Below are 26,898 nucleotides of genomic sequence, written 5' to 3' on the forward strand. Positions count from 1 at the left end.
GTGACTGGTCGACTTTTTTCCATTCGACGTGGGAGGCGGCGTGCGTCGCACGGCGTCCCCGGCGCGAGCGCTATTGCACTCACGGGGAGGTTGGTTGTCAACGGTTTGCGGGGGAACTGCGGGGTTTTGCGGAACGGAAACGCCCCCTTCCGCGGCGGCGGCGGAAGGGGGCGGAAAAATGCTCAAACGTTCAGCAGAAGATTCTCGCGTTCCCAGGAGCTGATCACCCGGTGATAGGCCTCGTACTCCGCCTCCTTCACGCAGGTCACCGCGTCCAGGAACTTCTCGCCGAGCACTTCCTTGAGCGGCTTGCAGGCGTTGAACTTCTGGAGCGCGTCGCCCTGGTGGCGCGGCAGGGTGAAGGCCAGCCGATAGGCGGACCCCTTCACCGGGTCGGTCGGCTCCAGCCCCTGGGCCATGCCGAGATAGCCGCAGGCCAGCGAGGCGGCGATGGCAAGGTACGGATTCGCGTCGGCGCCGGCCACCCGGTTCTCCACCCGGCGCGAATCGGCGGGCGAGACGGGAACGCGCAGGCCGGTGGTCCGGTTGTCGCGGCCCCAATGCACGTTGATCGGCGCGTCGGAGTTCGGAACCAGCCGCCGGTAGGAGTTCACGTTCGGCGCCAGCAGCGGCATCGCGTGGGGCAGATACTTCTGCAGCCCGGCGATGTGGGACATGAACAGCGGCGTGTCCGCCCCGTTGGCGTCGGAGAACAGGTTGCGCCCGGAATCCGCATCGACCACCGACTGGTGGATGTGCATGGCGCTGCCCGGCTCGTTCTGCATCGGCTTGGCCATGAAGGTGGCGTAGACCTGATGGCGCAGCGCCGCCTCGCGCGCCGTGCGCTTGAACAGGAAGGCCTGGTCGGCCAGTTCCAGCGCGTCGCCGTGGTTGAAGTTGATCTCGATCTGCGCCGCCCCGGCCTCGTGGGTCAGGGTGTCGATGTCGATGTCCTGCGCCTCGCAGAAGTCGTAGACCATCTCGAAGATCGGATCGAACTCGTTCACCGCGTCGATGCCGAAGGCCTGCCGCCCGCTCTCCACGCGCCCGTTGCGGCCGACCGGCGGCACCAACGGGTAGTCGGGGTCCTTGTTGACCTGCACGAGGAAGAACTCCAGCTCCGGCGCCACCATCGGCTTCCAGCCGCGCTCCTCGTAGAGCGACAGCACCCGCTTCAGGACATGGCGGGGGGAGAAGTTCACCGGGCTGCCGTCGGCGTAGACGCAGTCGGTGATGACCTGGGCGGTCGGCTCCTCGTACCAAGGGACGAAGCGGATCGTGCGCTCGTCCGGGATCATGTAGATGTCGGAATTCTCGTCCGAGGTGACGTTGTCGTCCTCCGGATACTCCCCGGTGACGGTCTGGACGAAGATCGCCTCGGGCAGCCGCAGACCGCGGTCGCGCAGGATGCGCAGGAACTTCTCGGCGGGCACGATCTTGCCGCGCGCGATGCCCGACATGTCGGGCACGAGGCATTCCACTTCGGTGATGCGGTTCTTCTTGATGAAGTCTTCCATGAAACCCATGAACGTATGGACCGCACCGGACGGTGGGCAGCCCCTCCCTGCTGTGAACGACCGCCTTACTATGATCCCGCACCCCCTCTTCGCGCCAGAGGGGAACAAAGATCCTGCCCATATGACCGCTGGAATCATTGACGTGGCGGGGGTCCCTCCCCTAACTCGGCGGTCATGCCCACACCATCCCACATCCGCTCGTGGTACGCCGACACCGCGACTCCGCATCCGCAGCACCCGGTGCTGGAGGACTCGCTGTCCTGCGACGTCTGCGTGGTCGGCGGCGGCTACACCGGGCTGATGACCGCGCTGGAACTGGCCGAGCAGGGCTACGACGTCGTTCTGCTGGAGGCCAACCGCGTCGGCTGGGGAGCGTCGGGCCGCAACGGCGGGCAGATCATCACCGGCTACAACAAGTCGATGAGCACCATCGAGCGCTGGGTCGGGGCGGAGGACGCCCGGCGCCTGTGGGACCTCGGCGAGGAGTCCAAGGCGCTGATCGCCGAGCGGGTGGCGAAGCACGCCATTCCCTGCGACCTCACCTGGGGCTTCGCCCACGCGGCGGTGAAGCCGCGCCACATGGACGACGTGGCGGCGATGGAGCGCGAGATGCGCGACCGCTACGGCTATGGGAAGGTCCGCGCGCTCGACCGCGAGGCCATACGGGCGGTGGTGCGCAGCGACGCCTATGTCGGCGGGCTGGCCGACGATGGAAGCGGGCACCTGCACCCGCTGAACTACGCGCTGGGCCTCGCCGACGCCGCCGCGCGGGCCGGCGTGCGCATCTTCGAGGACAGCCGCGTCACCGCCATCGACACCGGGGACCGCCCCGGCGCCACCACGGCGCGGGGGCGGGTGACGGCGCGCTTCCTCGTGCTGGCCGGCAACGCCTATCTGGGGGCGCTGGCGCCGCGCCTGTCGGCCGTGGTGATGCCGGTCGCCACCTACATGATCGCCACCGAGCCGCTGGGCGAGGCGACCGCGGCCTCCCTGCTGCCGACCAACCTGGCGGTCAGCGACATGAACTTCGTGCTGAACTACTTCCGCCGCTCCGCCGACCACCGGCTGCTGTTCGGCGGCGGCGTCAGCTATTCCGGCCTGGACGCGCCGGGACTGAAGATCGCCATGCGGTCCAAGATGCTGGCGGTCTTCCCGCAGCTCCGTGGCGCCGCGGTCGATCATTTCTGGGGCGGCCACGTCGCCATCACCATGAACCGTATGCCGCAGGTCGGGCGGCTGACGCCGACCGTCTATTTCGCCCACGGCTATTCGGGCCACGGGGTGGCGCTGGCCGGCATGGCCGGTCGGGTCATGGCGGAGGCGATCCGCGGCGCGGCGGAGCGGTTCGACGTGTTCGCCCGCGTGCCCCACCGGCCCTTCCCCGGCGGGCGGCGATTCCGCACACCCGCCCTTGTCCTCGCGATGCTCTGGTTCCGGCTGCGCGATCTGCTGTAACCTGCCCGTCCCATTCCCGCTTCCGGTCCCCGCCCATGTCCGATGTCCCCGATCCCGAAACCGGAAGCATGGAAGCCGATACCGAGGCGACGCCCGCGGTTCCGATGCGGGACACGCATTTCGACTTCGAACACAAGGTGTTCAGCCTTTCCGGGGCCTTCTTCTGCATCGACCCCTCGTCCAAGCAGCCGGTGCTCAACATCCTTCTGGGCGATCTGAAGGCCGCCCTGCCCTTCAACACGCTGATGGAATCCTTCGACATCAAGGAGGACAGCCGCGACTCCAAACTCCTGGACGTGGTGGAGAAGGGCTTGGCCTATGTGAAGCAGATCCGCCCCGGCGAGCAGATTCCGGGGGAGCTGCTGGACGGCCGCGCCTCGTGGTCGGTGGAGGAAAAGCACCGGAACATCGCGCGGGGCCGTCTGACCGTCCAACTCGTCTCCTCGATCTCCGGAACCGAGATGATCGTGGTGAAGGCCGACGAGCTGGAACAGATCGTCGAGGACCCGCAGACCAAGCAGCGCGTCAAGGCCGCCTTCAAGGACATCGCGGCGAAGCTCGGCCTGAAGGACAATTACGAACAGTATCTGACCGACCGCATCGAGGATCTGACCCAGGAGCTGTCCTACATCGAGGCGTTGCGCGACCGCTTCAACGCGATCCGCGCCATCAGCGGCAAGCTGAACCGGCTGACCCAGATCTACCGGACCGACCGCACTTTGTGCAACGAGGTCGCGCGCATGCAAGGGCTGCTGACCAAGCCGCTGAAGGACTATGACGCCGTCTTCGAGCAGGCGGACGCCCAGACCGGCGAGATCTTCGGCGCGCTGAAGTCCTTCGACACCACCGTGACCTTCATCCGCACAATCCGCGACGATCTGAGAGCCCGGCTTTTGGAGTGGGAGGACATCCTTCAGGCCTGGGACTCCACGCCGGTGGAGAAATCCACCGCCATAGAGCAGTTGCAGAAGCAGACTTACCGCTTCCTCGCCAACCGCTTCATGGAAACAAAGGTCTGGATTCGCAAGTAACCGGTTTCCTCGACATCCCCCTCCGTTGTCGTAGCCAGCCATTGGAATGGCTGCGATGATTCAAATCGTCTCGTCACCGGAAGGGAAATCGCGAAACGTCCCTCCATCCGCACCTTGACGGTGGCCGTCACGGAGGATGTAGCCATGAAAGCAATCAAGCTGTCTTTATGGGGTATTTTAGCGCTTTTGACGGTTTTGTGGCTTGCCGCCGAGCCGAGTGTGTTTCTGGCAAGCAGCTTTTTCGGCCTTCGCGCCCAACTGGTTCAATACAGCGGCATCATCGCCATCGGATGCATGGGCGTGGCCATGATCCTGGCGCTGCGGCCGCGCTGGCCGGAGCCGTGGTTCGGCGGCCTCGACAAGATGTACCGCCTGCACAAGTGGCTGGGCATCGCCGCGCTCGTTGGTGCGATCATCCATTGGCTGTGGGCCCAGGGGCCGAAATGGGCGGTCGGCTGGGGGTGGCTGGCCCGGCCGCAACGGGGACCGCGCGCCATTCCCGACAGTTCCCTTGAACAGTCGCTCCGGAGCCTGCGGGGCACCGCCGAATGGCTGGGCGAATGGGCCTTCTACGCGGTCGTGCTGCTCATCGCGCTGGCGCTGTTCAAGCGCCTTCCCTACCGCCTGTTCTTCAAGACGCACCGCCTGCTGGCTATTGCCTACCTCGTGCTGGTGTTCCACACCGTCGTGCTGACCGACTTCGACTATTGGAGTTCGCCGATCGGCTGGGTGATGGCGCTGCTGCTCGCCGCCAGCGTCTGGGCCGCCGCCGTCGTGCTTCTCGGCCGTGTCGCAGCCGACCGGCGGGTTCCGGGTGCGATCAGCGCCCTCCATTACTTTCCAGGCGTGCACACACTGGAGGTCGCGATCGACGTTCCACAGGGTTGGCCGGGCCACAAGGCGGGCCAATTCGCCTTCGCCACGTCGGACAGGGCAGAGGGTGCCCATCCCTACACCATCGCCTCGGCCTGGAACGACGCCGACCACCGCATAACCTTCGTGGTCAAGGAGTTGGGCGACCACACCCGGCGCCTGCGGGAGCGGCTGACGGTCGGTCAGGCGGTGACGGTGGAGGGGCCTTACGGGTGCTTCACCTTCGACGATTCCTGTCCGCACCAGATCTGGGTGGGCGGCGGCATCGGAGTCACGCCCTTCATCGCCCGTATGAAGTTCCTGGCGGCGAGCCCTGAACGACCACCGCAAACCGTCGACTTCTTCCACACCACCAGCGAATACGACGAGGAAGCGATTGCGAAGCTCACCGCCGACGCGGCGGCGGCGGGAGTTCGCCTCCATGTCCTGGTCGACAAGCGCGACGGCCGCCTGGACGGCGGGCGCATCCGTGCGCTGGTGCCGGGCTGGCGTGACGCCAGCGTCTGGTTCTGCGGCCCGACGGGCTTCGGTCAGGCGCTGCGGCACGACTTCGCCGCCCACGGCCTGCCAGTGGAGCAGCGCTTCCACCAGGAACTCTTCGCGATGCGCTGACTCCAGGAGCCTTACGCTTCCGGCTCGCGCAGCAGGGCGCCCTGGCGCAGCAGCTCGCGCTGGATGGCGCCGACCGGGATGTCGCGGGTGCGCTCGCCGCGCCGCGCCGCCATCGACGCGCAGACCCCGGCGGCCTGCCCCGTCGCCATGCAGGTGGGGGTCACCCGGTAGGAGGAATGGGCCTCGTGGCTGCCGGAGATGCAGCGTCCGGCCACCAGCAGCTTTTCCATCCCCTTGGGCAGCAGGGCGCGCATCGGCACCTCGTACCATTCGCCGGAGGGCACGCGCTTCAGAACCGTGCCGCGGCCGGTCGGGCTGTGGATGTCCACCGGGTAGGTGCCGCGCGCGATGGCGTCCCTGAATTTCGCCGCTCCCAGCACGTCGTCGGCGGTCATGGCGTAGTCGCCGACGATGCGCCGCGTCTCGCGGATGCCGATGCCGGTGCCGGTCTGGCAGTTGTAGGCGTCGGCGAATCCGGGGGCGTACTTTCGCAGGAAATTCGCGATCTGCGCGGCCTGCCGGTGGCTTTCCCACTCCGCGCGGGTCAGGTCGAAGACGTTGGTGCCCAGCGCGCCGGTGACCCGCGTGCAGTTCAGGGCGATCTCTCCGGGATGGGTGGTGGCGAAGAACAGGATGTCCTCGCGCGCCAGATCGAGGTCGCCGTTGGCGGTGGCCTTGGACACGAGATCCCACAGGCCGTGCACGCCGCGCCATTGCGTCGGGTGCTCCCGCACATAGCCGCTGAAGGCGTCGTGGTCGAATCCGACCATGCGGAACATCAGCGTCATGGGCTGGGTCAGCCCGTCCTCCTCCCGCCCGACATCGTAATCGCAGCCGGCCAGGGCTGCGACGTCGCCGTCCCCGGTGCAATCCACGATCACGTCGGCCTCGATCACCACCGGGCCGGATTTCGTCTCGAACACGACGGCATCGGGCTTTCCGGGCTCGCCGAGGACGGTGGAGGCGAAGGCGTGCAGCAGCACCTTCACGCCGGCTTCGTCCAGGATCTGCTGCGCGGTGACCTTGAGCACCTCCGGGTCGAAGGGGACGGTGAATCCGGTGTCCGGCGAGGGCGGAACAGCACCCTGGTTGGTGTAGAGGCGCCCCAGGAAGACGGCCAGCGCCCCGCCCACCACCGGTTCGCCGGGGCCGTGGTCCTGCGGCATCAGGCGCGTATTGTCGACCACCGCCACCGAACCGCGCTGGGTGTAGAAGCTCATCCAGGGCATGACGAGCGCCGCCGTGGCGTTGCCGCCGAGGAAGCCGTAGCGCTCCACCAGGATGGTGTCGGCCCCCGACTGGGCCGCTCCGATGGCCGCCCCCATGCCGGCCGGGCCGCCGCCGACGACGAGCACATGGCAGCGCGCCACCTTCATGGCGCGGCGCGGCGGCAGGGTGACCGATTCAGGGTTCGGGGGACAGGGCAGGACAGGCAAGACTGTCTCCTTTCGTCATTCCGCGGCTTCGGCGCGCGGGGTCACCGTTTGCAGGGCCAGCGGTGCCGTCTCGCGGGCGCGCTCCATCAACACGGGAATCCGGTCGCGCAGCAGTCCCTTCTGCTCCGCGCGGTGGTCCCACAGCCGGTCGAGGTCCGCGAGGAAGGTCCCGGCGGTGGTGTGGGACACGGTCGCCCGCGGCTCCAGCCCCACCGAGGATAGGAAGTCCGACACCTTGGAGGCGTAGGGCAGCGCGATCAGCGGCGTGCCGGTGATCGCGGCGAAGATCAGGAAATGCAGCCGCATCCCCACCGCCATTTCGAAGTGATCCATCAGCCCGATGATCTGGCGCGGCGTGTAGCGGTATTGCAGCAGATGGGCGCGCTCAGAAACGGCCATGCGGCCCATCACCCGGTGCGCCTCCCGCACGTCGGCGCGTTCCATCGGGACGAACACCACATCGGCGCCGAAACGCTGCACGATGTAGTCCGCCGCCTCGGCCAGAAGCTGGTGGTAAGCCGCGTCGCTGAGTTCGGGAGCGGCGGCCCCCTGCTCGCGCACCGACAAGCCGACCAGAGGGCGCCCGCGCGGGATACCGGCCTCGGCCAGCATGTCCTCCGTGAAGGGCTCCGGCTTCAGCAGCAGCGCCGGATCGGCGGTGACCGTCACGGGGACCTGCACGCCGATCTCCTCGATCAGCCGCTTGGCGCTCGGTTCGCGGACGGTGATTCCGGTCATGCGGTCCAGCCCCTCGCGCACCGCGTCGCGCTCCACCCGGTCCTTCAGGGGGCCGACGCCGATGGCGAAGGTGTGGGTCGGCACCCCCAGCCTCTGCGCGATGGTGACCTCGCGCAGGTAGGTCTGCGCCTCGCTGTCATAGAGGATGCCACCGCCGCCCAGGAGGAGCAGGTCGAGCCGCTCGACCTCGGGCGTGATCTCATCCTTCATGGCTTCCCGCGGGTTCAGTACGCGGTCCACCGCGTGGTTCTCGCGGGTGTGGGCGGCGTTGCGCGAGAAGACGACCACCTCCACCCCCGGCACGGTGGCGCGCAACTGCTCGATGGCCGAGGTGAGGATCGCTTCGTCACCAAGATTGAGGCCGCCGTAAGACCCTGAAATGCCTATGACCGTCATCCATACCCCCTGCCGCACCGAAGCCGTGCGCCTATGCCTTCGGGTGCAACCCGACCGACTGGCGAAGGTTCCGTGCGACCGGTATTCTTCCGTCGCGTTCGCCCGGCGTTGGACGGCAAGACAAGGACAACGATGCAAAAATCCAGGCTGTTCCTCGATCTCGACGGCGTTCTGGCCGACTTCGACCGCGGCGTGAAGGCGATCACCGGCAAACGCCCGGAGGAGATCCCGATGAAGGTCATGTGGCGGGAGCTGTCCCGCCACCCCGACTTCTTCGGGACGCTGGAGTTCATGCACGACGCGCAGGATCTCTGGCGATTCTGCGAACCCCACGCGCCGACCATCCTGACCGGCCTGCCGCTCGGCTCCTGGGCGCCGGAGCAGAAGCGGCGCTGGGTCGCCCACATGCTGGGCCCCCATGTGCACGTCATCACCTGCATGGCCCGCGACAAGCACCGGCATGGCGGGCCGGGCACGGTTCTGGTGGACGACCGCGAGAAGGCCCGCGATCCCTGGACGCAGGCGGGCGGCGACTTCATCCTTCACACCAGCGCGAAGGAGAGCATCGCCGCCCTGAAACGCCTGGGCTTCACCGGCTGACCGGCATCACTCCGCCGGCAGCCGCTTGCCCTCGCTGCGCGTCTTGAGAAGCGAGACGACCACGCCGCCCGCGATCAGGGTCAGCGTCACGCCCAGCGAGAGCAGCGGGTCCGGCTTGCCGAAGATCTGCGTGTAGAAGATCTTGCCGCCGATGAAGACCAGCACCAGAGCCAGCGCGTATTTCAGGTAACGGAAGCGGTGGACCATCGCCGCCAGCGCGAAGTAGAGCGCGCGCAGGCCGAGGATGGCGAAGATGTTGCTGGTGTAGATGATGTAGGGATCGGTGGTGATGGCGAAGATGGCCGGCACGCTGTCCACCGCGAAGATCAGGTCGGCGAACTCGACCATCATCAACGCCAGGAACAGCGGCGTGGCGTAGAGGGCGGTCCGCCCGTCCGGACCCGTCTCCCGCACGAAGAAGTTCTGGCCGCGGAAGCCGTCGGTGATCCGCAGATGCCGGTTCAGGAAGCGCAGCGCCGGGTTGTTGGCGAGGTCCGGCTCCTTGTCCACGGCGAACAGCATCTTCACGCCGGTGATCAGCAGGAAGGCGCCGAAGACATAGAGCACCCAGTGGAACTCGCTGACCAGGGCGGCGCCCGCGGCGATCATCAGACCGCGCATCACGATCACGCCCAGGATGCCCCAGAACAGCACGCGGTGCTGGCAGGCCCGCGGGACCGCGAAGTAGGTGAAGATCAGCGATATGACGAAGACGTTGTCGAGCGACAGGCTCTTTTCGATGAAGAAGCCGGTGTAGTACTGGGCCGCCGCCGCATCGCCCATCGACCACCAGACCCAGCCGCCGAACAGAAGGGCGACGGTGATGTAGAAGGCGGAAAGGCGAAGGCTCTCCCTCACGCCGATCTCGCGGTCGCGGCGGTTGAGGATGCCGAGGTCGAAGGCCAGCAAGGCCAGAACGATGCCGATGAAGGTCAACCAGACCCACACCGGCTTTCCCATGAAATCGAGAAGGACGGGAGCGATAAGGGAATCCATTAACAGGCCCACTTGATTGCGCTGCGTCTGCAGTGAATTCAAGCGGTATCCGACATCACGGCCGACGCCTCAGCCGTCAGAGGGGCCCGGACCCGAACGCCACGCAAGTGGTGTTGCTGTTTTTCCGTTCAAGACCCGTGTCCGGCGAGTCGATCAACTATCGACGGAAATCATCCTCCCTTTGTCGTCCGTACAGCACCGTTGTGCCGCGGCGGGCGGTCGCTTTGATGCATCCGGGCCACAGGGGATGCAAGAACTCATCATTGGCAAAACACTTATGGTTGCCTTTCCGGCCATCGCTCTTGTGCCAATGGATTCAATCTGCCAAGAACACGGAAAAATCCACACGCGCACACGCACCAGGAGTTTCGCATGAACCAGGCCGAGCTCATCGAGACCGTCGCAACCAACGCCGGCATCCGCAAGTCCGATGCGGCGAAGGTCGTCCAGTCGGTGTTCGAAGGCATTTCCTCGGCGCTCGGTCGTGGCGAGGATGTGCGCCTTGCCGGGTTCGGCATTTTCGAGGTCGCCGAGCGCGCCGCCCGCGACGGGCGCAACCCGCGCACCGGCGAGGTGGTGCAGATCGCCGCGTCCAAGGCGCCGCGGTTCAAGCCGGCCAAGCAGTTGCGCGACGTGGTGAACGTCTGATCGACATCGCCCAAATCCAAGGCTGTTCCAAACGGCTGATCCACAGGGGAACGGAGCTGAACGCGGCCATGACCATCGAAGCATCGGAATTGCAGGCCCTGACCGCCAAGGTCGTTGCGGCCTATGTCGGCAACAACACGGTGCCGGTCGCCGACCTGCCGGCGCTCATCCTCAACGTGCAGGCGGCCTTCAACGGCCTCGGCGAAGAAAAGTCCGTGCCGGCCAAGGCCGAGCTGGTCCCCGCGGTGCCGATCAAGAAGTCGGTCACCCCGGAACACATCATCTGCCTGGAGGACGGGAAGAAGCTGAAGATGCTGAAACGGCATCTGAAGACCGTCTACGGCATGTCCCCGGACGATTACCGCGCCAAGTGGAGCCTGCCGGCGGAGTATCCGATGGTGGCCCCGAACTACGCCAAGGCCCGCTCGGAGATGGCCACCAAGCTCGGCCTGGGCCGCAAGCGGGTGGTCCAGGACTGATCCCCTGCCCCACGCAATGCATTCAATGTCGGGCGCATCCCAGGGATGCGCCCGTTGTTGCTTTCAGCGGTCGTGGATCGATGCCACGGATGCGGTCAAGACGCTCCCGCGAGACAAGGCCACGTGCGCCGCGACATACAGAATCCAGCACACGCATCTGATGGGTTTCTCCTCTGACCTCTGGCCGTTGAACGACGCACGTTGAACGACGCAACGGCCCGGTTGCCCGGCTCTCCCATCATTCAGGCCGTGACGCATCCCCGTTGCCGAGCGGGCGCTGCATCAGGACACTGTCCACCCAGCGCCCGAACTTGAATCCCACCGCCTTCAGCAGACCCGCCGGCTCGAAGCCCAGGCTGCGATGAAGACCGATGGACGAGGCGTTCGCGCTGTCACCGATCACCGCGATCATCTGGCGGCAACCCGCCTCCTCGCAGCGGTCGATCACCACCGAGAGCAATGCCCTACCAGCACCGCGCCCCATGCACTCCGGATCGAGATAAATCGAATCCTCGACGCTGTAGCGGTAGGCGGTGCGCAGCCGGTAAGGACCGGCATAGGCATACCCTATGACTCTCCCGTCCATCTCCGCAACGACATAGGGCATGCCCCTGGCCAGCACCTCGTCGCGGCGACGGGCGAGTTCTTCCAGGCTGGGCGGGACTTCCTCGAAGCTGGCCGCACCGGTCAGGACATGGTGAGCGTAGATCGCCTGGATGCGCGCCAGATCGTCCGGTCGGCTGCTGCGAATGTTCATGGCGGGCCTCTCACCTTGCGTCTTCCTTGGATTCCTCCCGGAATAGCACGCCCGCAAGCCGGTGGAACACAAGCGTCGCCGCGGGCCGCGTCCGTGCCGCCCCTCAACCTCTGAGAAAGGTCCTATGCTGGGAGGCTGATACGACTAGCCCGTATGGCCATGGCTTATGAAAAGGATACCCATCTGCGGCCGAGTGATGACAAAGCGGAGAGCGCCGCATCTGCCTTCACTCCAAACGAAAGCCGTCATATTTTCGCCAATCTCCCAAAAGTTCTCCCGATGTTTTTGGCATTCATAAGGACCGAATAGTCCGGATATACGCCAAAAAATATTGCTGCACTGCCGTTTCAAGGCTTGATCCAACTTGGTGGTGGCGGCACAGTATCAGTGTCTGATTGACGTGTTCCTGGATAATTTCGGCAAATGTCCACAATAAGAATGCCGAAACGATGGGCGTCCGCGAACGGCCATCGAAAGGGTTCAGCGGCAAGAGACGGTGGAGCGTTGGAGAGAGGAGGCCGGTGTGCTCAAGAAACTCCTGACTGGTGAAAATGCCAGCCTGACCCGTTACGTCGAGGAGTCGAAGCGGTTCCCCATCCTGGCCCCCGACGAAGAGCGCGAGCTGGCCGTCGCTTGGCGCGACCGCGGGAACGGCCATGCGCTGGAGCGTCTGGTGGGCAGCCATCTGCGGCTGGTCATCAAGATCGCCCGCGGTTTCGGCGGCTACGGCCTGCCGCTAGTCGACCTCGTCGCCGAAGGCAATGTGGGTCTGATGCAGGCCGCTCAGAAATTCGATCCGGGACGCGGTTTCCGTTTCGCAACCTACGCCACCTGGTGGATACGCGCGGCCATCCAGGAATACATCCTGCACAGCTGGTCCCTGGTGAAGATGGGCACGACCGCCGCGCAGAAGAAGCTGTTCTTCAACCTGCGCCGCCTGAAGAGCCAGATGCAGGAACTGGAGCAGGGCGACCTGTCCCCATCCACCGTCACCGCCATCGCGACCGAGTTGGACGTGCCGGAGCAGGAGGTGATCGAGATGAACCGCCGGCTCTCGTCCAACGACAGTTCGCTCGACGCCGCCATGTCCAGCGATGGCGAAACCAACTGGCTGGAGCTTCTGGCCGACGACCGCCCGACCCAGGAGAGCGTGATCGCCGATGCCGACGAGTTGGCGCTGCGCCGCCGGCTGGTTGGACAGGCCTTGGAGCGGCTGGACGACCGTGAACGCCGCATCCTGTTCGAGCGCCGACTGAAGGAGGACCCGTCCACCCTGGAGTCGTTGAGCCAGCAGTTCTGCGTATCGCGCGAGCGGGTGCGCCAGATCGAGGTGCGGGCCTTCGAAAAGCTGCAGAAGGCCGTGCTCAGCGCCGCTCAAGCGTTGCGCCGCGCACCGGCCCACATGGCAGCATGATGTAGACGAACAGACATCTCCACGAGGGTTCACAACATACCGGCGGATGCCAAACGGCTCCGCCGGTTTTCTATTTCATTAGACTCCGATGATTTGTTGGGCCTGCGACAACGCTGCCGGTTTTCACACCGATCGTAACCCTCCATAGTGCCGCCCGCAGGTTAGTTACTTTGCATTAAAAACAAATTTCGCTAATCTGATGCGGTCCTATTTCGCGGGGAAGTCGATCCATGTCGCATTCTGCCCAGACACAATCCATTCTCGACCGAATCTCCTTCTTGCGAATCGACGAACCCACGAAGGCCGTCCTTCGGGAATTCCAACCCCATCTCGCCCAACGCATCGATCAGATCCTTGAGGACTTCTACGTTTATCTGCGCTCTGTCCCGCAGGTGGCGACGCTCCTCGCCAATCCCACGGTGGTCAGCCGGGCGCGCGACATGCAGAAGCAGCACTGGCTGAAGAATGTCTTCACCGGCACCTTCGACGACGCTTACATGGCCCAGGTGCTGAAGATTGGGCAGGCGCACCAGCGCATCGGTCTGGAGCCGCGCTGGTACACGGGCGCCTATTGCTACACGCTGAACAAGCTGATCGATCTCGCCTACCAAGTCTACCGCAAGAAGCCGGAGAAGCTCGCCCAGCTGATGCAGGCGATCAACAAGGCGGTCTTCCTGGACATGGATCTGGCGACCTCCGTCTATGTCGACCTGAACACCGCCGCGATCATCTCGCGTGAGCTGGGAACCACCGCCGACTCGTTCGAACGCGAGGTGAAGAGCGTGGTCCAGGCCGTGGCCTCCGCCGCGCAGCAGCTCCAGGGCACCGCCCAGAACATGAGCCGCACCGCCGAGGAAACCAGCGCGCAGTCCACCCAGGTGGCAGCGGCGGCCGAGGAGGCCTCCGTCAACATTCAGACGGTCGCCGCGGCGGCCGAGGAGCTGACCGCCTCCATCGGCGAAATCAGCCATCAGGTGACTCAGTCGGCGGCCATCGCCGGTGAGGCCATGTCACAGGCGGAGCGCACCAACACCACCGTGCAGGGCTTGGCCGACGCCGCCAGCCGCATCGGTCAGGTGGTCAAGCTGATCCACGACATCGCCAGCCAGACCAACCTCCTCGCGTTGAACGCCACCATCGAGGCGGCCCGCGCCGGCGAGGCCGGCAAGGGCTTCGCCGTCGTGGCGTCGGAGGTGAAGAGCCTCGCCAACCAGACCGCCAAGGCGACGGAGGAGATCAACTCCCAGATCGGTGCGGTTCAGGGGGCGACCCAAGACGCGGTGCTCGCCATCCGCTCGATTTCCACGACCATCGCGCGGATCAACGACATTTCGACCTCCATCGCGTCGGCCATGGAGGAACAGGGCGCTGCCACCACCGAGATCGCCCGCAACGTCCAGCAGGCGTCGATCGGCACCCGCGAGGTCAGTGAGACCATCGTGCGCGTCAACTCCTCGGCGTCGGACACGGGGTCGGAAGCGCGCGGCGTTCTGTCGGCGACGAACGAGTTGTCCGTTCAATCGCACAATCTGCGGGCCGAGGTCGATCGCTTCCTGGCGCGGGTCCGGGCCGGCTGATCGTTCCAACGGCCTGTGGCCGGCGGCCCCGATCAGTGCCGCCGGCTCACCAAATCGACTGGCCCGCTGTCCTGCGGGCGACGCGGGCGTTGCCGTCAGAGAACGGTGCGGAGAACCGTATCGCTGACCTTGATCTTCGCCGCGTTCGCCGCCGAACGGACATCATCGAGCGAGCGCCAATGGCTGCGGCCACCGATGGTGGTCAAAGCGCCGTTCTGCATCACCACGAAAAGGCCAGTGCGTCCCAGGTTGACAATCTTGATCATCGCACGGTCCTCCCTCTCTCCGGGCGTTCTCTGTCGGCTTGAGAGTCTCCTCTCGTTACCGATCGCCGGTTTCTTCGCCCCAATTCGTATAGAGACTTATCAAGAGTCCGCGCATGTCGTCAACAAGGCTGATCGTCATATTCTCTGGGTTGCAGAGCTCGCAAGATATCAATGATATTTGAGCAATTTTCTAAATTTTCTTTTTCGCCCTGCGGCTCGGAGGCCGTTCTTGCCCGGTAAGACTTTCACTGGTCGCGGGGAACGCCACGCAGCGTAGGCTCGTTCATTCCGTCAGATGGTTTGAAGTCCGGAGGAGGAATGGACGCCGCCACCGCGTCGCAGGATGTGATCAGCCTGCCCGTCACAATTCGCCCAGCCTGCCGGACCGACCTGCCGGATCTCGAATGGTTCGGCCTGCACACGCCGCATCGGGAAATCCTCGCCACGGCGTTCCGTGCCCAGGAACGCGGCTGTGGCGCGCTCCTGGTGGCGGAGGTCAATGGTTTTCCCGCCGGCCAGATTTGCATCGACTTCCAGCGCAAGCGGCATCTGCGCCGTGCCACACTGTGGGCGTTGCGGGTGTTCCAGCCCTTTCGCAATCGCGGCATCGCCACACGTCTGATGGCCGCCGCCGAGGGCGCCGCGCTCGACCACGGCTATTCGGAATCGGAGCTGGGCGTGGATCGGGACAACGCCGGGGTCCTCGTCTTCTACGAGCGGCTGGGCTACGAGCTGCGCGGGACCGAACGGGGGCGCTATTCCTACCGCACCCCGGCCGGCGAGTTGGTCCAGGTGCCCATCGATCAGTGGATCATGCGCAAGCCGCTGTTCAGGCCGGTGGCATGGCAGACCGGTGCCGGCTTCGCACCGGCTATTCCGCCGCCAGCGCTATGAGCCGGGCCGGACGGCGTCGCGGCAGACGGATGCGCGCGCCGTCCAGGATGTCCGCCAGCTCCCGTGCGGAATCGGCAGCCATGGTCAGCGCGACCAGCGGAAGCCAGCGGTCGAACACTTGAGTCGTCACGTCACCCTCCCCGGCCTGCATGGCGGCCAGCGCGTCCAGCACCGCCATCTCGTCCATCCCGACCCGCGAGCAGGAGGGGCAGCGGAACGCCGGCCGGCCGGCGTTGGTCACGGCGAAGGTTCCCAGAAGGGCGAACAGTGGCAACAGAGCCGACGACGGCACGCCGGCCACGCCGAAGCTGGCCCGCATGGCGGCCATCGCGCCGGCGGTGCCGTGACGGAACCACTGCCGGAAGCCGGTCAGAAGCGCGCGCTCCGCCGTCGTCAGATCGGACACCGTCCAGGGAGACAGACGCCCCTCGCCCACCGAATCGCACATCTTGACCCCTCCCGACTGAAGTGACGCAGCCAACCTTAGACGATCCACGCCAGAAATGCGAGTCATTCGCATTTGCATCTTATGGACCTTCTGACGCAGGGCGCTGATCGTGGGGCGCTGTGACAACGCTCCGTGACAAAAGCCGGAGCGTCCTGGTGGAAAGGTCGGGTTAACCATATTCATGGACCCTTCCCACGCCCGCAGACAGGAGCGTGGAAGGATGAAGCGGACAGTCGGACAGGCCTTGCTCGGACTGGTGGCAGCGGTGTTGGCGATGCTGGGAACGGCGCCGATGGCGGCCGCCCAGATTCACTTGAATCCCGCCTATGGCGACGGCGCCCTGCTCGGCCCGACCATGGCCCGAGGCGCGGTGGTGTGGAGCCACGGCCGGTCGGTGGATGTGGAGGACTCCAACGCCCCCACCCCCCTTTACATGAAGACCATGAGGGACGCGGGGTGGGACGTGTTCCGGCTGGACCGCATGCGGGTCAGCGACACGCTGCCGAACAGCTCCCGCGCGCTGGCGGGCTACGCCGACCAGTTGAAGGACCGCGGCTACCGCAAGGTCGTGCTGACCGGCCAGTCCTTCGGCGCCTTCCTCTCGCTGATGGCCGCCGGTCAGAGCGACCGGGTGGACGCCGTCGTCGGCACCGCCCCCGCGGCCTTCGGCAACTTCTCCGACTCCTACGACAGCTTCCGCGACAACGCGGCGCAGCTCTGGCCGATCCTCCGCGGCATCCACAATGCGCGGGTGATGCTGTTCTTCTTCCACGGCGACGACTTCGACCCCGGCGGGCGCGGGGAGTCGGCGCGCGGAATCCTGTCCTCGCGCGGGTTGGAACACATCGTGGTGGATCAGCCGGCGCTGCTGACCGGCCATGGCGCCGCGACGACCGGAATGTTCGTCCGGCGTTTCGGCTCCTGCATCCTGCGTTTCGCGGAAGCTCCACCGCGCCGGGGCGACCCATCCTGCGACGAGTCCTGGGGCCGCACGCCGAGCGCGGAGTTGATGCGCGCCGCGGCGCCGGAACCGCGCACCGGCAGCGGCACCTCCTCTCCGGCGGGCACCGGTGCCCGCTCCTTCCTTGGCGTGTGGTACGGCGCCTACATCAACGGCCGGGAGATCGCTCTGGCCGTGGACCGGGTCGAAGGCGACGCCGTCTATGCCGACTATGTGCTGGGGCCGGGCATGGAGGCCGACCAGCCGATGGAGCGCGCCCAGCGCAAGGGCCGCATCGAGAACGACGAGCTGGTGTTCGACGAGAAGGGGCGCAACGTGCTGCGCTACAGCATCCGCACCGACGGGCGCCTGTCCGCAACGTGGCTGGACCGCTCCGGCAAGGGCCGTCTGGAGACGACCCTCCGCCGGATGGATTGAATGATCACAGCCGGCGGGCGAGCGCCAGCAGCCCGCCGGCGCCGATCATCAGGCCGCCGGTCAGGCGGTTGAGGGTCCGGGCCGCGGACCCGCTGGTCAGGCGGGCGCCGATGCTGTTGCCCCCGGTGGCGTAGGCCATGATCCAGCCGAACTCGATCACCACCATGATCGCCACCAGCGCCACGAGCTGCGGCATCAGCGGGGCTGCCGGGTCGATGAACTGCGGAAACAGGGCGGCCATGAAGACCAGCGCCTTCGGGTTGCTAAAGGCGACCAGCAGCCCGCGCAGGAACAGGCGATGGGCCGGAGCCTCTTCCGCCGCCGCGGCGCCGCTGACGCGCGGCGAGCCGTCCGGCACCGGCGCCCGCCACGCGGCGATGCCGAGCCAGGTCAGATAGGCCACGCCCGCCCACTTCACCGCCTGGAAGGCCGGTTCCGACGCCGCCAGCAGGGCACCGAGGCCCAGCACCGACAGGGTGGCCATCGTCGTCAGCGCCACGCACATGCCCAGCCCGCCCCAGGCCGCCCGGCGGACGCCGTAGCGCAGGCCGAGGCTCATCGCCAGCAGCATGTTGGGGCCGGGAGTCATCGACAGCACGAAGGCCGTCGCGAAGAAGAATCCGAGGGTCTGCCAGTTCATCGCCGTCTTCCGAAGGGGTCCAGGATGTCACCACGGCGCGGCGCGTCTGGCAAACGCCGCCTGTGCAAAGCTGGTCAACGCCCGTCCGGGTTGGGCCGATCCGGGTCGGGCCTCTCTGGATTGCGGTAGTCCCATGGCGGCGTGCGCAGCCACTCCTCAAGGCTGCCAGGCGCCGCCGGTCCTTTCATAACCGGCCGCTCGGCCGACTGGAAGGGTTCGGGAGGCTTCGCGCCGAGAAGCGCGCCGGGCCACACCCGACCGTCCCGGTCGACCCGCGCACGGTACCGCAACCCCATGGAGGCGATGAACTCCCCCTGCCCGGTCGGACGCCCGAAGGCGAATTCACCGACATAGCGGTGACCATCCGGAAGGGTCAACGTCCCCAGGCCGGTGGCGAGGCCATGCCGGAAACGGCCCTGGAAGATCGTCCCATCCTCGCGCCCGGCGCGTCCCGGCCCTTCGGCCCGGCCATCGACGAAGGCCGCCTCGATCCAGTCCGCCGGTTCTGCGCCTTCGAATGTTTCGAGAACGCCAGCACCGTGAGCGAAGCCGTTGCGGCAGGGTCCGCTCCATCGGACGGACCTCCCACGGCCCAAGTCATGGTCGCGGACGCGGCAGCCGCTGACCGGGTCGGTCAGAACCCACTCAACCAGTCGCCTCTCCTTCCCTTGGATGGGGCACGACAGGAGCGCCCCCAGCAGCACGGCCAATCCGGTGAGCAAAAACCGGGTTCGCATGATCGGACACCCTGCATGCGCGCACAGCCTTGCGCGGGAGCGAATCCAATCACCGTGAGGAGGGCACCGTCTGTGTCCTGCCTCTCACCTCATGCCGGTTTCGTCCAGCGGGCTGCCGCCTTGTCGTCGGAGTCCTTAGCCTCGACCCAGCGCTCGCCGTCCGGCGTGGCTTCCATCTTCCAGAAGGGCGCCTTGGTCTTCAGCCAGTCGATCAGGAAATGGCAGCTTTCGAAGGCTGCCTCGCGGTGGGCGCTGGCGGTGGCGACCAGCACGATCCGGTCGCCCGGCTCCAGCCGCCCATAGCGATGGATGATCAGCGCGTCGTCCAGCGGCCAGCGCTCCCGCGCCTCCGCCTCGATGGCCTCCAACTGCCGCTCGGTCATGCCGGGATAATGCTCCAGCGTCATGGCGCTGACGGATTCGCCGCCGGCCATGTCGCGCACCAGCCCGACGAACAGGGTCACCCCGCCGATGCCGGTCTTGCCGCCGGTCATCGCGGCCAGCTCCGCACCGACGTCGAAGTCCTCGCTCTGCACCTTCACCGTCACGGCAAGGTTTCCTTTCTCAGCCGCCGGTCACGGGCGGGAACAGGGCCACCTCGTCACCGGGACCGACCGGGTGGTCGTAGGGCACGTGCTCCTGGTTCACCGCGACCTTCACCACCGTGCTGTTGGCGAGCGCGTCGGCGTGCTTCGGGCTGCGGGTCTTCAGCCACTCGACCAGGGTCCCGACGTCCCGGACCTCCGCCGGCAGGTCCACCGTCTCGGTCGCCACGCCGATCTTGCTGCGCAGCCAGGCGAAATAGAGGATCTTCATCACCGAACCTCACTGAAAGGCAGGAAATCCACGATCATCCCCGGCTCGACGCGGGTGATCTCTTCCGGCAGTTCGACGAGCCCATCGGACTCGACCATCGACGACAGGATGCCCGCCCCGTCGCGCGGATGCTTGACCGCGGTCAAAACCCCATCGGCGGCGCGGGCGAGCGTGGCCCGGACATACTCGCGCCGCCCTACCTTCTTCTTGTAGGTAAAGCCCGCGCGCAGCGGGAACAAGGCGGGCGCCTCATCCGCCGCCCCCATCAGCCGGAGCAGGATCGGGCGCGCGATGCGCAGGAAGGTGACCATGACCGCCACCGGATTTCCCGGCAGGCCGATGAAGACCGCGCTCTTGGCCGTCGCATTGACCGTGCCCAGCGCCACCGGCCTCCCCGGCTTGATCGCCAGCCGCCAGAAATGCAGCCCGCCCAACGCTTCCACCGCCGCCTTGACGTGGTCCTCCTCCCCGGTGGACATGCCGCCCGAGGTGATGAGTACGTCATGCGTCCCCGCCGCCTCCGCCAAAGCGCCGCGAACGGCGTCGAGCCGGTCGGGAAGGATGCCCAGATCGGTCACGTTGCAGCCGAGCTGGCGCAGCGAAGCGATCAGGGCGAAGCGGTTGGCGTCGTAGATGCAGCCGGGCTCCAGCGGCACACCCGGCTCCCGCACCTCGTCCCCGGTGGAGAAGACGGCGACGCGCAGGACCGTGCGCACCGTCACCTCCCGCCGCCCGAGCGAGGCGAGCAGACCGATGTCCTCCGCCCGCAGCCGGCGGCCGGCGGTCAGGACGGTGCTGCCCTGCGACATATCCTCCCCCGCGCGGCGGCGGTTGGCGCCGCGGCGGATGCCGGGGGGAATGGCGACGGTGTCCTCCTCCGCCCTGCAATCCTCCTGCATGAGCACCGTGTCGAAGCCCTCGGGCATCGGGGCGCCGGTGAAGATGCGCACCGCCTCCCCGCGCCGCCCCGGACGGTCCAGCGCATGGCCCGCGGCGACGCGCGCGGTGACCGGCAGCCGCGTGGCCGCGTCGGGCGTCAGGTCGTCGAAGAAGACCGCGTAGCCGTCCACCGCCGAATTGTCGTGGGGCGGCACGTTGAACGGAGCGACGACATCCTCGGCCAGCACATGGCCCAGCGCGTCGGCAAGGCCGATCCGGCGAGCCTCCGTGACGGAGCGGAGGCGGCCGGAGAGAAGCTCCAGCGCCCTGTCCACCGCCATCATCTCCCCGCCGAAGGCGAAGCAATCGTCGCTAAGCTGAGCCATCGCCCCACTCCACCCTGCACACCGCTGCCCGACGGTCTTGTTTCAGACTGCCTTTTTCAGGCCGCCTTCTTCAGACTGCCCGGCGCCTCAGACAGCCTGCCCCGTTGCGCCGCACCGGTCCAGCGCGCAACGCTCGATGATGAAGGACGCGATGGCCTCCTCGTCGTTCAGGTCGAAGACGGGCACCCCGGCGTCCGGCACCGGCCCGTCGCTGGCGATTGCGACGATGCTCGGGTCGTCGCGCGCGATCAGCGACTTGCCCACCGAGGCGCGCCACACCTCGATCTTTTCGTGCGGCTCGCGCTTGAATCCCTCGATCAGCAGCAGATCGACCGGCGACAGCTTCGGCAGCAGTTCGGTCAGGGACAGTTCCGGCTCGTCCTTCCGGATCTCGTGCATCAGCGCCCAGCGGCGGGGCGAGCTGACCAGGACCTCGGTGGCGCCGGCCTCGCGATGGTTGTGGCTGTCCTTGCCGGGGTGATCGATGTCGAAGCCCTTGTGCGCGTGCTTCATGGTCGAAACGGTCAGGCCACGCCGGATCAGCGCCGGGATCAGGCGAACGATCAGCGTCGTCTTGCCGCTGCCGCTCCACCCCGTCAGGCCGAACATCTTCATGGAAGCCCCTATCCTCCGCCTTGCCGCCCATCGCTTCGCGGGCGTTCCCCGGTCACATAGCAGAAACACACGGGCGTGCGAACGGACAAACCGGATTTGTGGTGCGCTCTGCCGCCAGCCGGAAAGCCGTTTGCGATAAAAAGCGCCTCGGCCCCGGAAGGCGGCTCAGCCCGGCGTGCGGGCCGGGTTGCCCGGCGCGCCCTTCCGGGGCTTGGCCGGCTGGTGGGCCATCATGTGCTTCAGCCCGGCGCGCATGTAATCCCAGCCGGTGACGAAGGTGAGGATGGCCGCCACCCACAGGCCCAGCGTGCCGATCAGCGTGACCGGGAGATGGACCGGGCCGTAATCGCCGACGATCAGGAAGCCGATCGCCACCATCTGGATCGTCGTCTTCCACTTGGCCATCCAGGTGACGGGCACCCCGACGTTCAGCCCGGCCAGATACTCGCGAAGGCCGGACACCAGAACCTCGCGCAGCAGGATGACCACGGCCGCCAGCACCGACAGCCCGGACAGCCGGGCGAAGGCGACCAGCATGATCAGCGTCGCGGCGACCAGCAGCTTGTCCGCGATGGGGTCGAGGAACTTGCCGATGACGCTTTCCTGCTCCCAGGCGCGGGCCAGATAGCCGTCGAACCAGTCGGTGATGCAGGCTGCGGCGAACAGGGCGCAGGCCGTGTAGGCGGCCCACGCCTCCGGCACGTAGAACAGCCCGACCACGACGGGGATCACCGCGATGCGCGACAGGGTGAGCAGGTTCGGCAGGCTGGTCAGCATCGGTCGCAACTCTGGAGTCGGGGGAAACGCGCGTCGGGTGACGTCATTCTAACCGTCTGAATGGAAATGATCGTATATCTTTTTCGCCACCGTTTTGCTGATCCCTTCGACCGACTCCAAATCCGCCAGACCGGCGCGGGAGACGGCGACGGCGCTGCCGAAATGGTGCAGCAGGGCCTTCTTTCGGCCGGGTCCGATTCCGGGAATCTCGTCGATCATCGATTTTCCCAACGCCTTGGTGCGCTTCGCACGGTGGGTGCCGATGGCGAAGCGGTGCGCCTCGTCCCGCAGCCGTTGCAGGAAATAGAGCACCGGGTCGCGCATTTCCAGCTGGAACGGCGCGCGATCCGGCATGAAGAAGCGCTCCCGCCCGGCGTCGCGGTCCGGCCCCTTGGCGATGCCGACCAGCGTCACGTCATCGATTCCCAGATCGGCCAGCACGCCCAGCGCCATGTTGAGCTGCCCGATGCCGCCGTCGATCAGCACCAGATCGGGCCAAGTGCCCTGCGTCCGCTCCGGGTCCTCCTTGACCGCCCGTCCGAACCGGCGGGCCATGACCTCGCGCATCATCGCGAAGTCGTCGCCGGCGGCGCCCTCGGTCTTGATGTTGAACTTGCGGTAGGCGTTCTTGATGAAGCCCTCCGGCCCGGCGACGATCATGGCGCCGATGGCATGGGCGCCCTGGACGTGCGAGTTGTCGTAGACCTCGATGCGTTGCGGCGGGCCGTCCAGCCCGAAGACCGTCGCCACCCCGTCGAGCAGCCGCGCCTGGGACGAGCTTTCGGCCAGCCGCCGTCCATGGGCCTCCCGCGCGTTGGTCAGGGCGTGCTCGACGATGCGACGCTTGTCGCCCCGCTTGGGCGCGGCCAGTTCCACCCGGTGGCCGGCGCGCAGCGCCAGGGCCTCGGTCAGCAGCTCCTCTTCCGGCAGGTCGTGGCTGGCCAGGACGAGGCCGGGGGCCGCCTTGTTCTCGTAGAACTGGGCGATGAAGGCGGCCAGCACCTCCGGGGTCTCGGCGCTCTTGTCGTGGCTGGGGAAATAGGCGCGGTTGCCGTAATTGCGCCCGCCGCGGAAGAAGAACACCTGCACGCAGGTCATCCCGCCCTCCGCATAGGCGGCGATCACATCGGCGTCCTCGATTACCCCTTCCACGTTGATGTCCTGATGCGCCTGCACCGCGGTCAGCGCGCGGATACGGTCGCGGTAGCGGGCGGCGGTCTCGTAGTCGAGATTCTCCGCCGCCTCGGTCATCTTGGCGACGAACTCCGTCTGGATGTCCCTGCTCTTGCCGGACAGGAAGGCGCGGGCCTGATCGACCTGCGCCTGATACTCCGCCGGGCTGACCCGCTCCACGCAGGGCGCGGTGCAGCGCTTGATCTGGTACTGCAGGCAGGGCCGCGTGCGCGCGGCGAACACCGTGTCGGCGCAGTTGCGCAGCAGGAAGGCGCGCTGGAGCGCCGTGATCGTCCGGTTGACCGCCCCCGCCGAGGCGAAGGGGCCGAAATAATCGGCTTCGCGCGACCGCGCGCCCCGGTGCTTGGTCAGCTGCGGATAGTCATGGTCCTTGGTGATCATGATGTGCGGGAAGGTCTTGTCATCCCGCAGCAGCACGTTGTAGCGCGGCATCAACCGCTTGATCAGATTCGATTCGAGGAGCAGCGCCTCGACCTCGGTGTGGGTCGTGACGAACTCCATGGTCTCCGTCTCCGACACCATACGCTGGAGGCGCACGGGCAGGCGGTTGACCTGGGTGTAGTTGAACACCCGCCGCTTCAGGTTCTTGGCCTTGCCGACATAGAGCACGGCCCCGTCACCCGCCAGCATGCGGTAGACGCCGGGCGTCTGCGGCAGAGTCTTCAGATGGTCGCGGATCACCTCCGCCCCGCGCGCGAGATCGGCGGGGCGACGCCGTGGTCGTGGCGTGGCGTCCGCGCCTTGAGCATCCGCGCCTGGAGCGTCGGCATCCAGATCGTCCGCGCTGTCCATCTCCGGGAGAATGAGGTCCGTGGGGGTGTCTGCGGTATCGGCCATGTTTCGAATGTCGTCGGCTTCGGGGAATGGGTCAACCACCCCCCGTCCTGAATGGTTAAGACGAACGACTCACCTCGTCGGCGATCACTCGTCGGGATATCCACGACTCCTGTGGATAAGTGTGTCAATAACCCAAGAGTTACCCCAAGGGAAGCAAGGCGGCCCAAGGGATTCGAAAGCTATGCACAAAATTTAGGCATTTATCCTAAGTTATTGTTTTTATTGAAGTCACCTTGAGTCAAGTCGGCACTTTGGCGCTGTGCCGCTAAAATTCCTGGTCACGCAAACAGCCCCTTGCGCCAACAGGGCCGGATGTGTACAACGCGCGGTCCTCTTGCCGGGTTGCCCGACCGATCAGGGCGCCGACCGCTGAACGGCAAGGCGTATCCCGGCCGACCCGCCTATTCCGTCGGCACGAACCCCAGGGACGGCTGCGCCCATCCCAGATGCTCACCGCCATCCAACGCCACCATCTGTCCGGTGACCGACCGCGCTTCGATCAGGAAGCGCAGGGCCGCGCAGATCTCCTCGGGCGAAGGGCCGCGCCTGAGCGGGGTCGCGTCACGTTGCGCGGCGAACTCCTCTTCCGTCTGCCGGACATTCTTCAGCGTCGGGCCCGGTCCGATCGCGTTGACCCGGATGCGGGGGGCAAGCGCCATGGCGAGCGTCTGGGTCAGGGTCCACAGGCCGGCCTTCGACAGGGTGTAGGAGATGAAATGCGGGGTGAGGTTCCACACCCGCTGATCGATCATGTTGACGATCAGCCCCTCCGCGTCGCACGGCACCTGCTTCGCAAAGGCTTGGCTCAACACGAACGGGGCGCGGAGGTTCGCCTCCATGTGGCGGTCCCACGACTCGCGGGTCACGTCCTCCACTTCGTCCCGCTCGAAGCAGGAGGCGTTGTTGACCAGCAGCGACAGCGTGCCCAGCCGCTCCACGGCTTCGGGCACCAGCGCCTGCGCGTCCAGTTCCCGTTCCAGGTCTGCCTGAAGCGCGACGGCGACGCCGCCCTGCCCGACGATCTGAGCCACCACCGCATCAGCCTCGCCGCGGGAATGCCCGAAATGGACTCCCACCCGCCAGCCACGCGCCGCGAGATCGAGCGCGATGGCGCGTCCGATCCGCTTCCCCGCCCCGGTAACCAGGGCCGCTTTCCTCTTGATCTCCACCATGCCGCCATAGGTACCCTGCCACCCGTTCCGGTCAAGGGGTTCCCTTCGGGTCGAGGACCGGACCGGTGAAAGACGCGCGGAGCGGGACGCGGCCATGCTGAGGGAAGCCTTCGAGTATCTGACCACGCCCTGCCCGCCACTGGCCCGCCGTTACGGTTACCTGGCGGAAGCGGTGGCCCTCGGCGCCCGCCACCGGCGCCAGCGGCGGGCCTGGGCTCCCCACGTCGACGCCTGCCGCCGCTTCGTCCAGGAAGCCGCCGAGCGGGCGCCGCGGGGCGGGCGGGCGCTGGTGGCGGGGTCCGGCCTGCTGATCGAGGTTCCGCTCGCGGCGCTGGCCGAGCGATTTGGCGAAGTGGTGCTGATCGACATGGTGCACACCCGCACCACTCGCCGGCAGGCGCGGCGCCATCCAAACGTCCGCCTGCTCGCCCTCGACGTCACCGGGGCGTTGGCGACCCTGGACGCAGCCCTCTCCGGAGGGTTACCGCTTCCCTCGCCGGCGCCGCCCGACCTGCCGGGGGAGCGGTTCGCCTTCGCCCTGTCCTGCAATCTCCTGTCGCAACTCCCCCTTCTGCCCCTGGACGCCATCGATCGCAAGGCACCGAACACGCCGGAGGCGGAGAGGGAGCGCTTTGCCCGAACCCTGGCGGGCAGCCATCGCTCCTGGCTTGCCCGTGTCGCCGAACAGGCCACGCTCTTCACTGACACGGAAAGTCTCTGGTTGGAGAATGGCACGATCGAGGAGCGCGGGGATTCCCTCTGGGGGCTCGATCTTCCTCCTCCCGACCGCGCCTGGGATTGGGACATCGCCCCGGCCCCGGAGGAGGACCGCCGGCGCAGCCTGCGTCACCGGGTTGGCGCCTGGTTCAATCTCGCAGCCCCAGCTGGGACCTGACGGTGTGACAGGCGTCGCTTCCGGCCGTGAACTCACGGCACACCAGCGGACGGTGCTCATAGACGCTGCAGAAGACGGACTCGCCGAGGGTTCCCATCAGAGCGGCGCAGCGATTCCCGTTGCACCGCATGCGGCCGTCCTCCTTCAGATGCTCCATGATGCCGTCGCCATCCCAATCACCGATGAAGGTCGGCCATTCCCAGGAATAGGCACAACAGGCCCCGCAGCTCTCGCAATCCGGTACGCCATCCTCAGTCATCATCGCATTTCCCGTTCTTTCTCATTGGTCCAGGACACGACGAAAAGCCGGCGCTTCCCGTTGGGGAAAGCGCCGGCTTTGTCGTTCATGAAGCCGATTGTCAAGCGATGCTGAAACCTGTTGCGTCCAAGTCCTTGATGGTTTGGCGTGTGCCGTGGTGACCTGGCGGCGACCTA

General features: G+C 66.6%; 28 protein-coding genes. 11 read left to right on the forward strand and 17 right to left on the reverse strand.

From position 1 onward, the window contains the following. Positions 1–182: 182 nt before the first annotated feature. Complete coding sequence (locus JJL56_RS17745) at positions 183–1,526, reverse strand: glutamine synthetase family protein (RefSeq protein ID WP_145626683.1); 1,344 nt, start codon at positions 1,524–1,526, stop codon at positions 183–185. Positions 1,527–1,691: 165 nt separating this feature from the next. Here JJL56_RS17745 and JJL56_RS17750 point away from each other — a divergent pair, with 165 nt between their 5' ends. From JJL56_RS17750 to JJL56_RS17760, 3 genes are all read left to right on the forward strand, one after another. Next, positions 1,692–2,972, forward strand: coding sequence for an NAD(P)/FAD-dependent oxidoreductase (locus JJL56_RS17750; RefSeq protein WP_200485787.1), 1,281 nt, complete (start codon positions 1,692–1,694; stop codon positions 2,970–2,972). Between the two features lie 68 nt (positions 2,973–3,040). Continuing rightward, positions 3,041–4,003, forward strand: coding sequence for a hypothetical protein (locus JJL56_RS17755; protein ID WP_247891120.1), 963 nt, complete (start codon positions 3,041–3,043; stop codon positions 4,001–4,003). A 144-nt stretch (positions 4,004–4,147) separates the two neighbouring features. After that, positions 4,148–5,488, forward strand: coding sequence for a ferredoxin reductase family protein (locus tag JJL56_RS17760; protein ID WP_200485789.1), 1,341 nt, complete (start codon positions 4,148–4,150; stop codon positions 5,486–5,488). Positions 5,489–5,499: 11 nt separating this feature from the next. Here JJL56_RS17760 and JJL56_RS17765 read toward each other — a convergent pair whose 3' ends face one another. Further along, positions 5,500–6,924 (reverse strand): FAD-dependent oxidoreductase, encoded by a 1,425-nt coding sequence (locus tag JJL56_RS17765; RefSeq protein ID WP_247891121.1) that lies wholly within the window; start codon positions 6,922–6,924, stop codon positions 5,500–5,502. Positions 6,925–6,939: 15 nt separating this feature from the next. Then, positions 6,940–8,058, reverse strand: coding sequence for a polysaccharide pyruvyl transferase family protein (locus tag JJL56_RS17770; RefSeq protein WP_145626686.1), 1,119 nt, complete (start codon positions 8,056–8,058; stop codon positions 6,940–6,942). A 132-nt stretch (positions 8,059–8,190) separates the two neighbouring features. Here JJL56_RS17770 and JJL56_RS17775 point away from each other — a divergent pair, with 132 nt between their 5' ends. Beyond that, entirely contained in the window at positions 8,191–8,658 is a 468-nt protein-coding gene (locus JJL56_RS17775; RefSeq protein WP_200485790.1) for an HAD family hydrolase, read from the forward strand. A gap of 6 nt (positions 8,659–8,664) precedes the next feature. On the opposite strand, the gene JJL56_RS17780 is transcribed toward JJL56_RS17775, so the two are convergent. Next, entirely contained in the window at positions 8,665–9,654 is a 990-nt protein-coding gene (locus JJL56_RS17780; RefSeq protein ID WP_145626688.1) for a TerC family protein, read from the reverse strand. A 321-nt stretch (positions 9,655–9,975) separates the two neighbouring features. On the opposite strand from JJL56_RS17780, the gene JJL56_RS17785 reads away from it, so the two are divergent. After that, complete coding sequence (locus JJL56_RS17785) at positions 9,976–10,302, forward strand: HU family DNA-binding protein (protein ID WP_282186563.1); 327 nt, start codon at positions 9,976–9,978, stop codon at positions 10,300–10,302. Positions 10,303–10,370: 68 nt separating this feature from the next. Further along, positions 10,371–10,781 (forward strand): Ros/MucR family transcriptional regulator, encoded by a 411-nt coding sequence (locus JJL56_RS17790; protein WP_145626690.1) that lies wholly within the window; start codon positions 10,371–10,373, stop codon positions 10,779–10,781. 238 nt (positions 10,782–11,019) lie between these two features. On the opposite strand, the gene JJL56_RS17795 is transcribed toward JJL56_RS17790, so the two are convergent. Continuing rightward, positions 11,020–11,538: a GNAT family N-acetyltransferase gene (locus JJL56_RS17795; protein WP_200485791.1), complete on the reverse strand. Its 519-nt coding sequence runs from the start codon at positions 11,536–11,538 to the stop codon at positions 11,020–11,022. 523 nt (positions 11,539–12,061) lie between these two features. On the opposite strand from JJL56_RS17795, the gene rpoH reads away from it, so the two are divergent. Beyond that, positions 12,062–12,952: an RNA polymerase sigma factor RpoH gene (rpoH, locus tag JJL56_RS17800; RefSeq protein ID WP_035673897.1), complete on the forward strand. Its 891-nt coding sequence runs from the start codon at positions 12,062–12,064 to the stop codon at positions 12,950–12,952. Between the two features lie 230 nt (positions 12,953–13,182). Further along, positions 13,183–14,529, forward strand: coding sequence for a globin-coupled sensor protein (locus tag JJL56_RS17805; RefSeq protein WP_145626692.1), 1,347 nt, complete (start codon positions 13,183–13,185; stop codon positions 14,527–14,529). A gap of 95 nt (positions 14,530–14,624) precedes the next feature. On the opposite strand, the gene JJL56_RS17810 is transcribed toward JJL56_RS17805, so the two are convergent. Further along, positions 14,625–14,795 carry a hypothetical protein gene (locus tag JJL56_RS17810; protein WP_186452967.1) on the reverse strand — a complete coding sequence of 57 codons (171 nt, stop codon included), beginning with the start codon at positions 14,793–14,795 and terminating at the stop codon, positions 14,625–14,627. 318 nt (positions 14,796–15,113) lie between these two features. On the opposite strand from JJL56_RS17810, the gene JJL56_RS17815 reads away from it, so the two are divergent. Then, on the forward strand, positions 15,114–15,689 hold the full coding sequence (locus tag JJL56_RS17815; RefSeq protein WP_200485792.1) for a GNAT family N-acetyltransferase: 576 nt from the start codon (positions 15,114–15,116) through the stop codon (positions 15,687–15,689). Here JJL56_RS17815 and JJL56_RS17820 read toward each other — a convergent pair. After that, on the reverse strand, positions 15,667–16,137 hold the full coding sequence (locus JJL56_RS17820) for a hypothetical protein (RefSeq protein ID WP_247889504.1): 471 nt from the start codon (positions 16,135–16,137) through the stop codon (positions 15,667–15,669). The genes JJL56_RS17815 and JJL56_RS17820 overlap by 23 nt on opposite strands. A 220-nt stretch (positions 16,138–16,357) precedes the next feature. Between JJL56_RS17820 and JJL56_RS17825 the strand changes: the two genes are divergently transcribed. Next, positions 16,358–17,515: an alpha/beta fold hydrolase gene (locus tag JJL56_RS17825; protein WP_200485793.1), complete on the forward strand. Its 1,158-nt coding sequence runs from the start codon at positions 16,358–16,360 to the stop codon at positions 17,513–17,515. 4 nt (positions 17,516–17,519) lie between these two features. On the opposite strand, the gene JJL56_RS17830 is transcribed toward JJL56_RS17825, so the two are convergent. The 9 genes from JJL56_RS17830 to JJL56_RS17870 all read right to left on the reverse strand — a co-directional run bounded on the left by JJL56_RS17830 (position 17,520) and on the right by JJL56_RS17870 (position 25,568). Continuing rightward, on the reverse strand, positions 17,520–18,155 hold the full coding sequence (locus JJL56_RS17830; protein ID WP_145626695.1) for a LysE family translocator: 636 nt from the start codon (positions 18,153–18,155) through the stop codon (positions 17,520–17,522). Positions 18,156–18,229: 74 nt separating this feature from the next. Continuing rightward, positions 18,230–18,892, reverse strand: coding sequence for an MORN repeat-containing protein (locus JJL56_RS17835; protein ID WP_200485794.1), 663 nt, complete (start codon positions 18,890–18,892; stop codon positions 18,230–18,232). An 89-nt stretch (positions 18,893–18,981) separates the two neighbouring features. Beyond that, entirely contained in the window at positions 18,982–19,440 is a 459-nt protein-coding gene (gene moaE / locus JJL56_RS17840) for a molybdopterin synthase catalytic subunit MoaE (protein ID WP_145626697.1), read from the reverse strand. Between the two features lie 16 nt (positions 19,441–19,456). Further along, positions 19,457–19,708, reverse strand: a complete 252-nt coding sequence (gene moaD / locus JJL56_RS17845) for a molybdopterin converting factor subunit 1 (protein ID WP_145626698.1) — start codon at positions 19,706–19,708, stop codon at positions 19,457–19,459. Then, positions 19,708–20,973 carry a molybdopterin molybdotransferase MoeA gene (gene moeA, locus JJL56_RS17850; RefSeq protein WP_200485795.1) on the reverse strand — a complete coding sequence of 422 codons (1,266 nt, stop codon included), beginning with the start codon at positions 20,971–20,973 and terminating at the stop codon, positions 19,708–19,710. The genes moaD and moeA overlap by 1 nt, the downstream gene beginning before the upstream one ends. An 87-nt stretch (positions 20,974–21,060) precedes the next feature. Next, positions 21,061–21,588: a molybdopterin-guanine dinucleotide biosynthesis protein B gene (gene mobB / locus JJL56_RS17855; RefSeq protein ID WP_145626700.1), complete on the reverse strand. Its 528-nt coding sequence runs from the start codon at positions 21,586–21,588 to the stop codon at positions 21,061–21,063. A 165-nt stretch (positions 21,589–21,753) separates the two neighbouring features. Next, positions 21,754–22,365, reverse strand: coding sequence for a CDP-diacylglycerol--glycerol-3-phosphate 3-phosphatidyltransferase (pgsA, locus tag JJL56_RS17860; RefSeq protein ID WP_145626701.1), 612 nt, complete (start codon positions 22,363–22,365; stop codon positions 21,754–21,756). Between the two features lie 48 nt (positions 22,366–22,413). Beyond that, positions 22,414–24,396, reverse strand: coding sequence for an excinuclease ABC subunit UvrC (gene uvrC / locus JJL56_RS17865; RefSeq protein WP_200485796.1), 1,983 nt, complete (start codon positions 24,394–24,396; stop codon positions 22,414–22,416). A gap of 401 nt (positions 24,397–24,797) precedes the next feature. Then, positions 24,798–25,568 (reverse strand): SDR family oxidoreductase, encoded by a 771-nt coding sequence (locus tag JJL56_RS17870; RefSeq protein ID WP_145626703.1) that lies wholly within the window; start codon positions 25,566–25,568, stop codon positions 24,798–24,800. Positions 25,569–25,662: 94 nt separating this feature from the next. On the opposite strand from JJL56_RS17870, the gene JJL56_RS17875 reads away from it, so the two are divergent. Beyond that, positions 25,663–26,463, forward strand: coding sequence for a hypothetical protein (locus tag JJL56_RS17875; RefSeq protein WP_200485797.1), 801 nt, complete (start codon positions 25,663–25,665; stop codon positions 26,461–26,463). Here JJL56_RS17875 and JJL56_RS17880 read toward each other — a convergent pair. Next, complete coding sequence (locus JJL56_RS17880; RefSeq protein WP_200485798.1) at positions 26,435–26,725, reverse strand: YkgJ family cysteine cluster protein; 291 nt, start codon at positions 26,723–26,725, stop codon at positions 26,435–26,437. The genes JJL56_RS17875 and JJL56_RS17880 overlap by 29 nt on opposite strands. Positions 26,726–26,898 lie beyond the last annotated feature (173 nt).

Source organism: Azospirillum aestuarii (genome assembly GCF_016632405.1).
GTDB classification, from domain to species: Bacteria; Pseudomonadota; Alphaproteobacteria; order Azospirillales; family Azospirillaceae; genus Azospirillum; species Azospirillum aestuarii.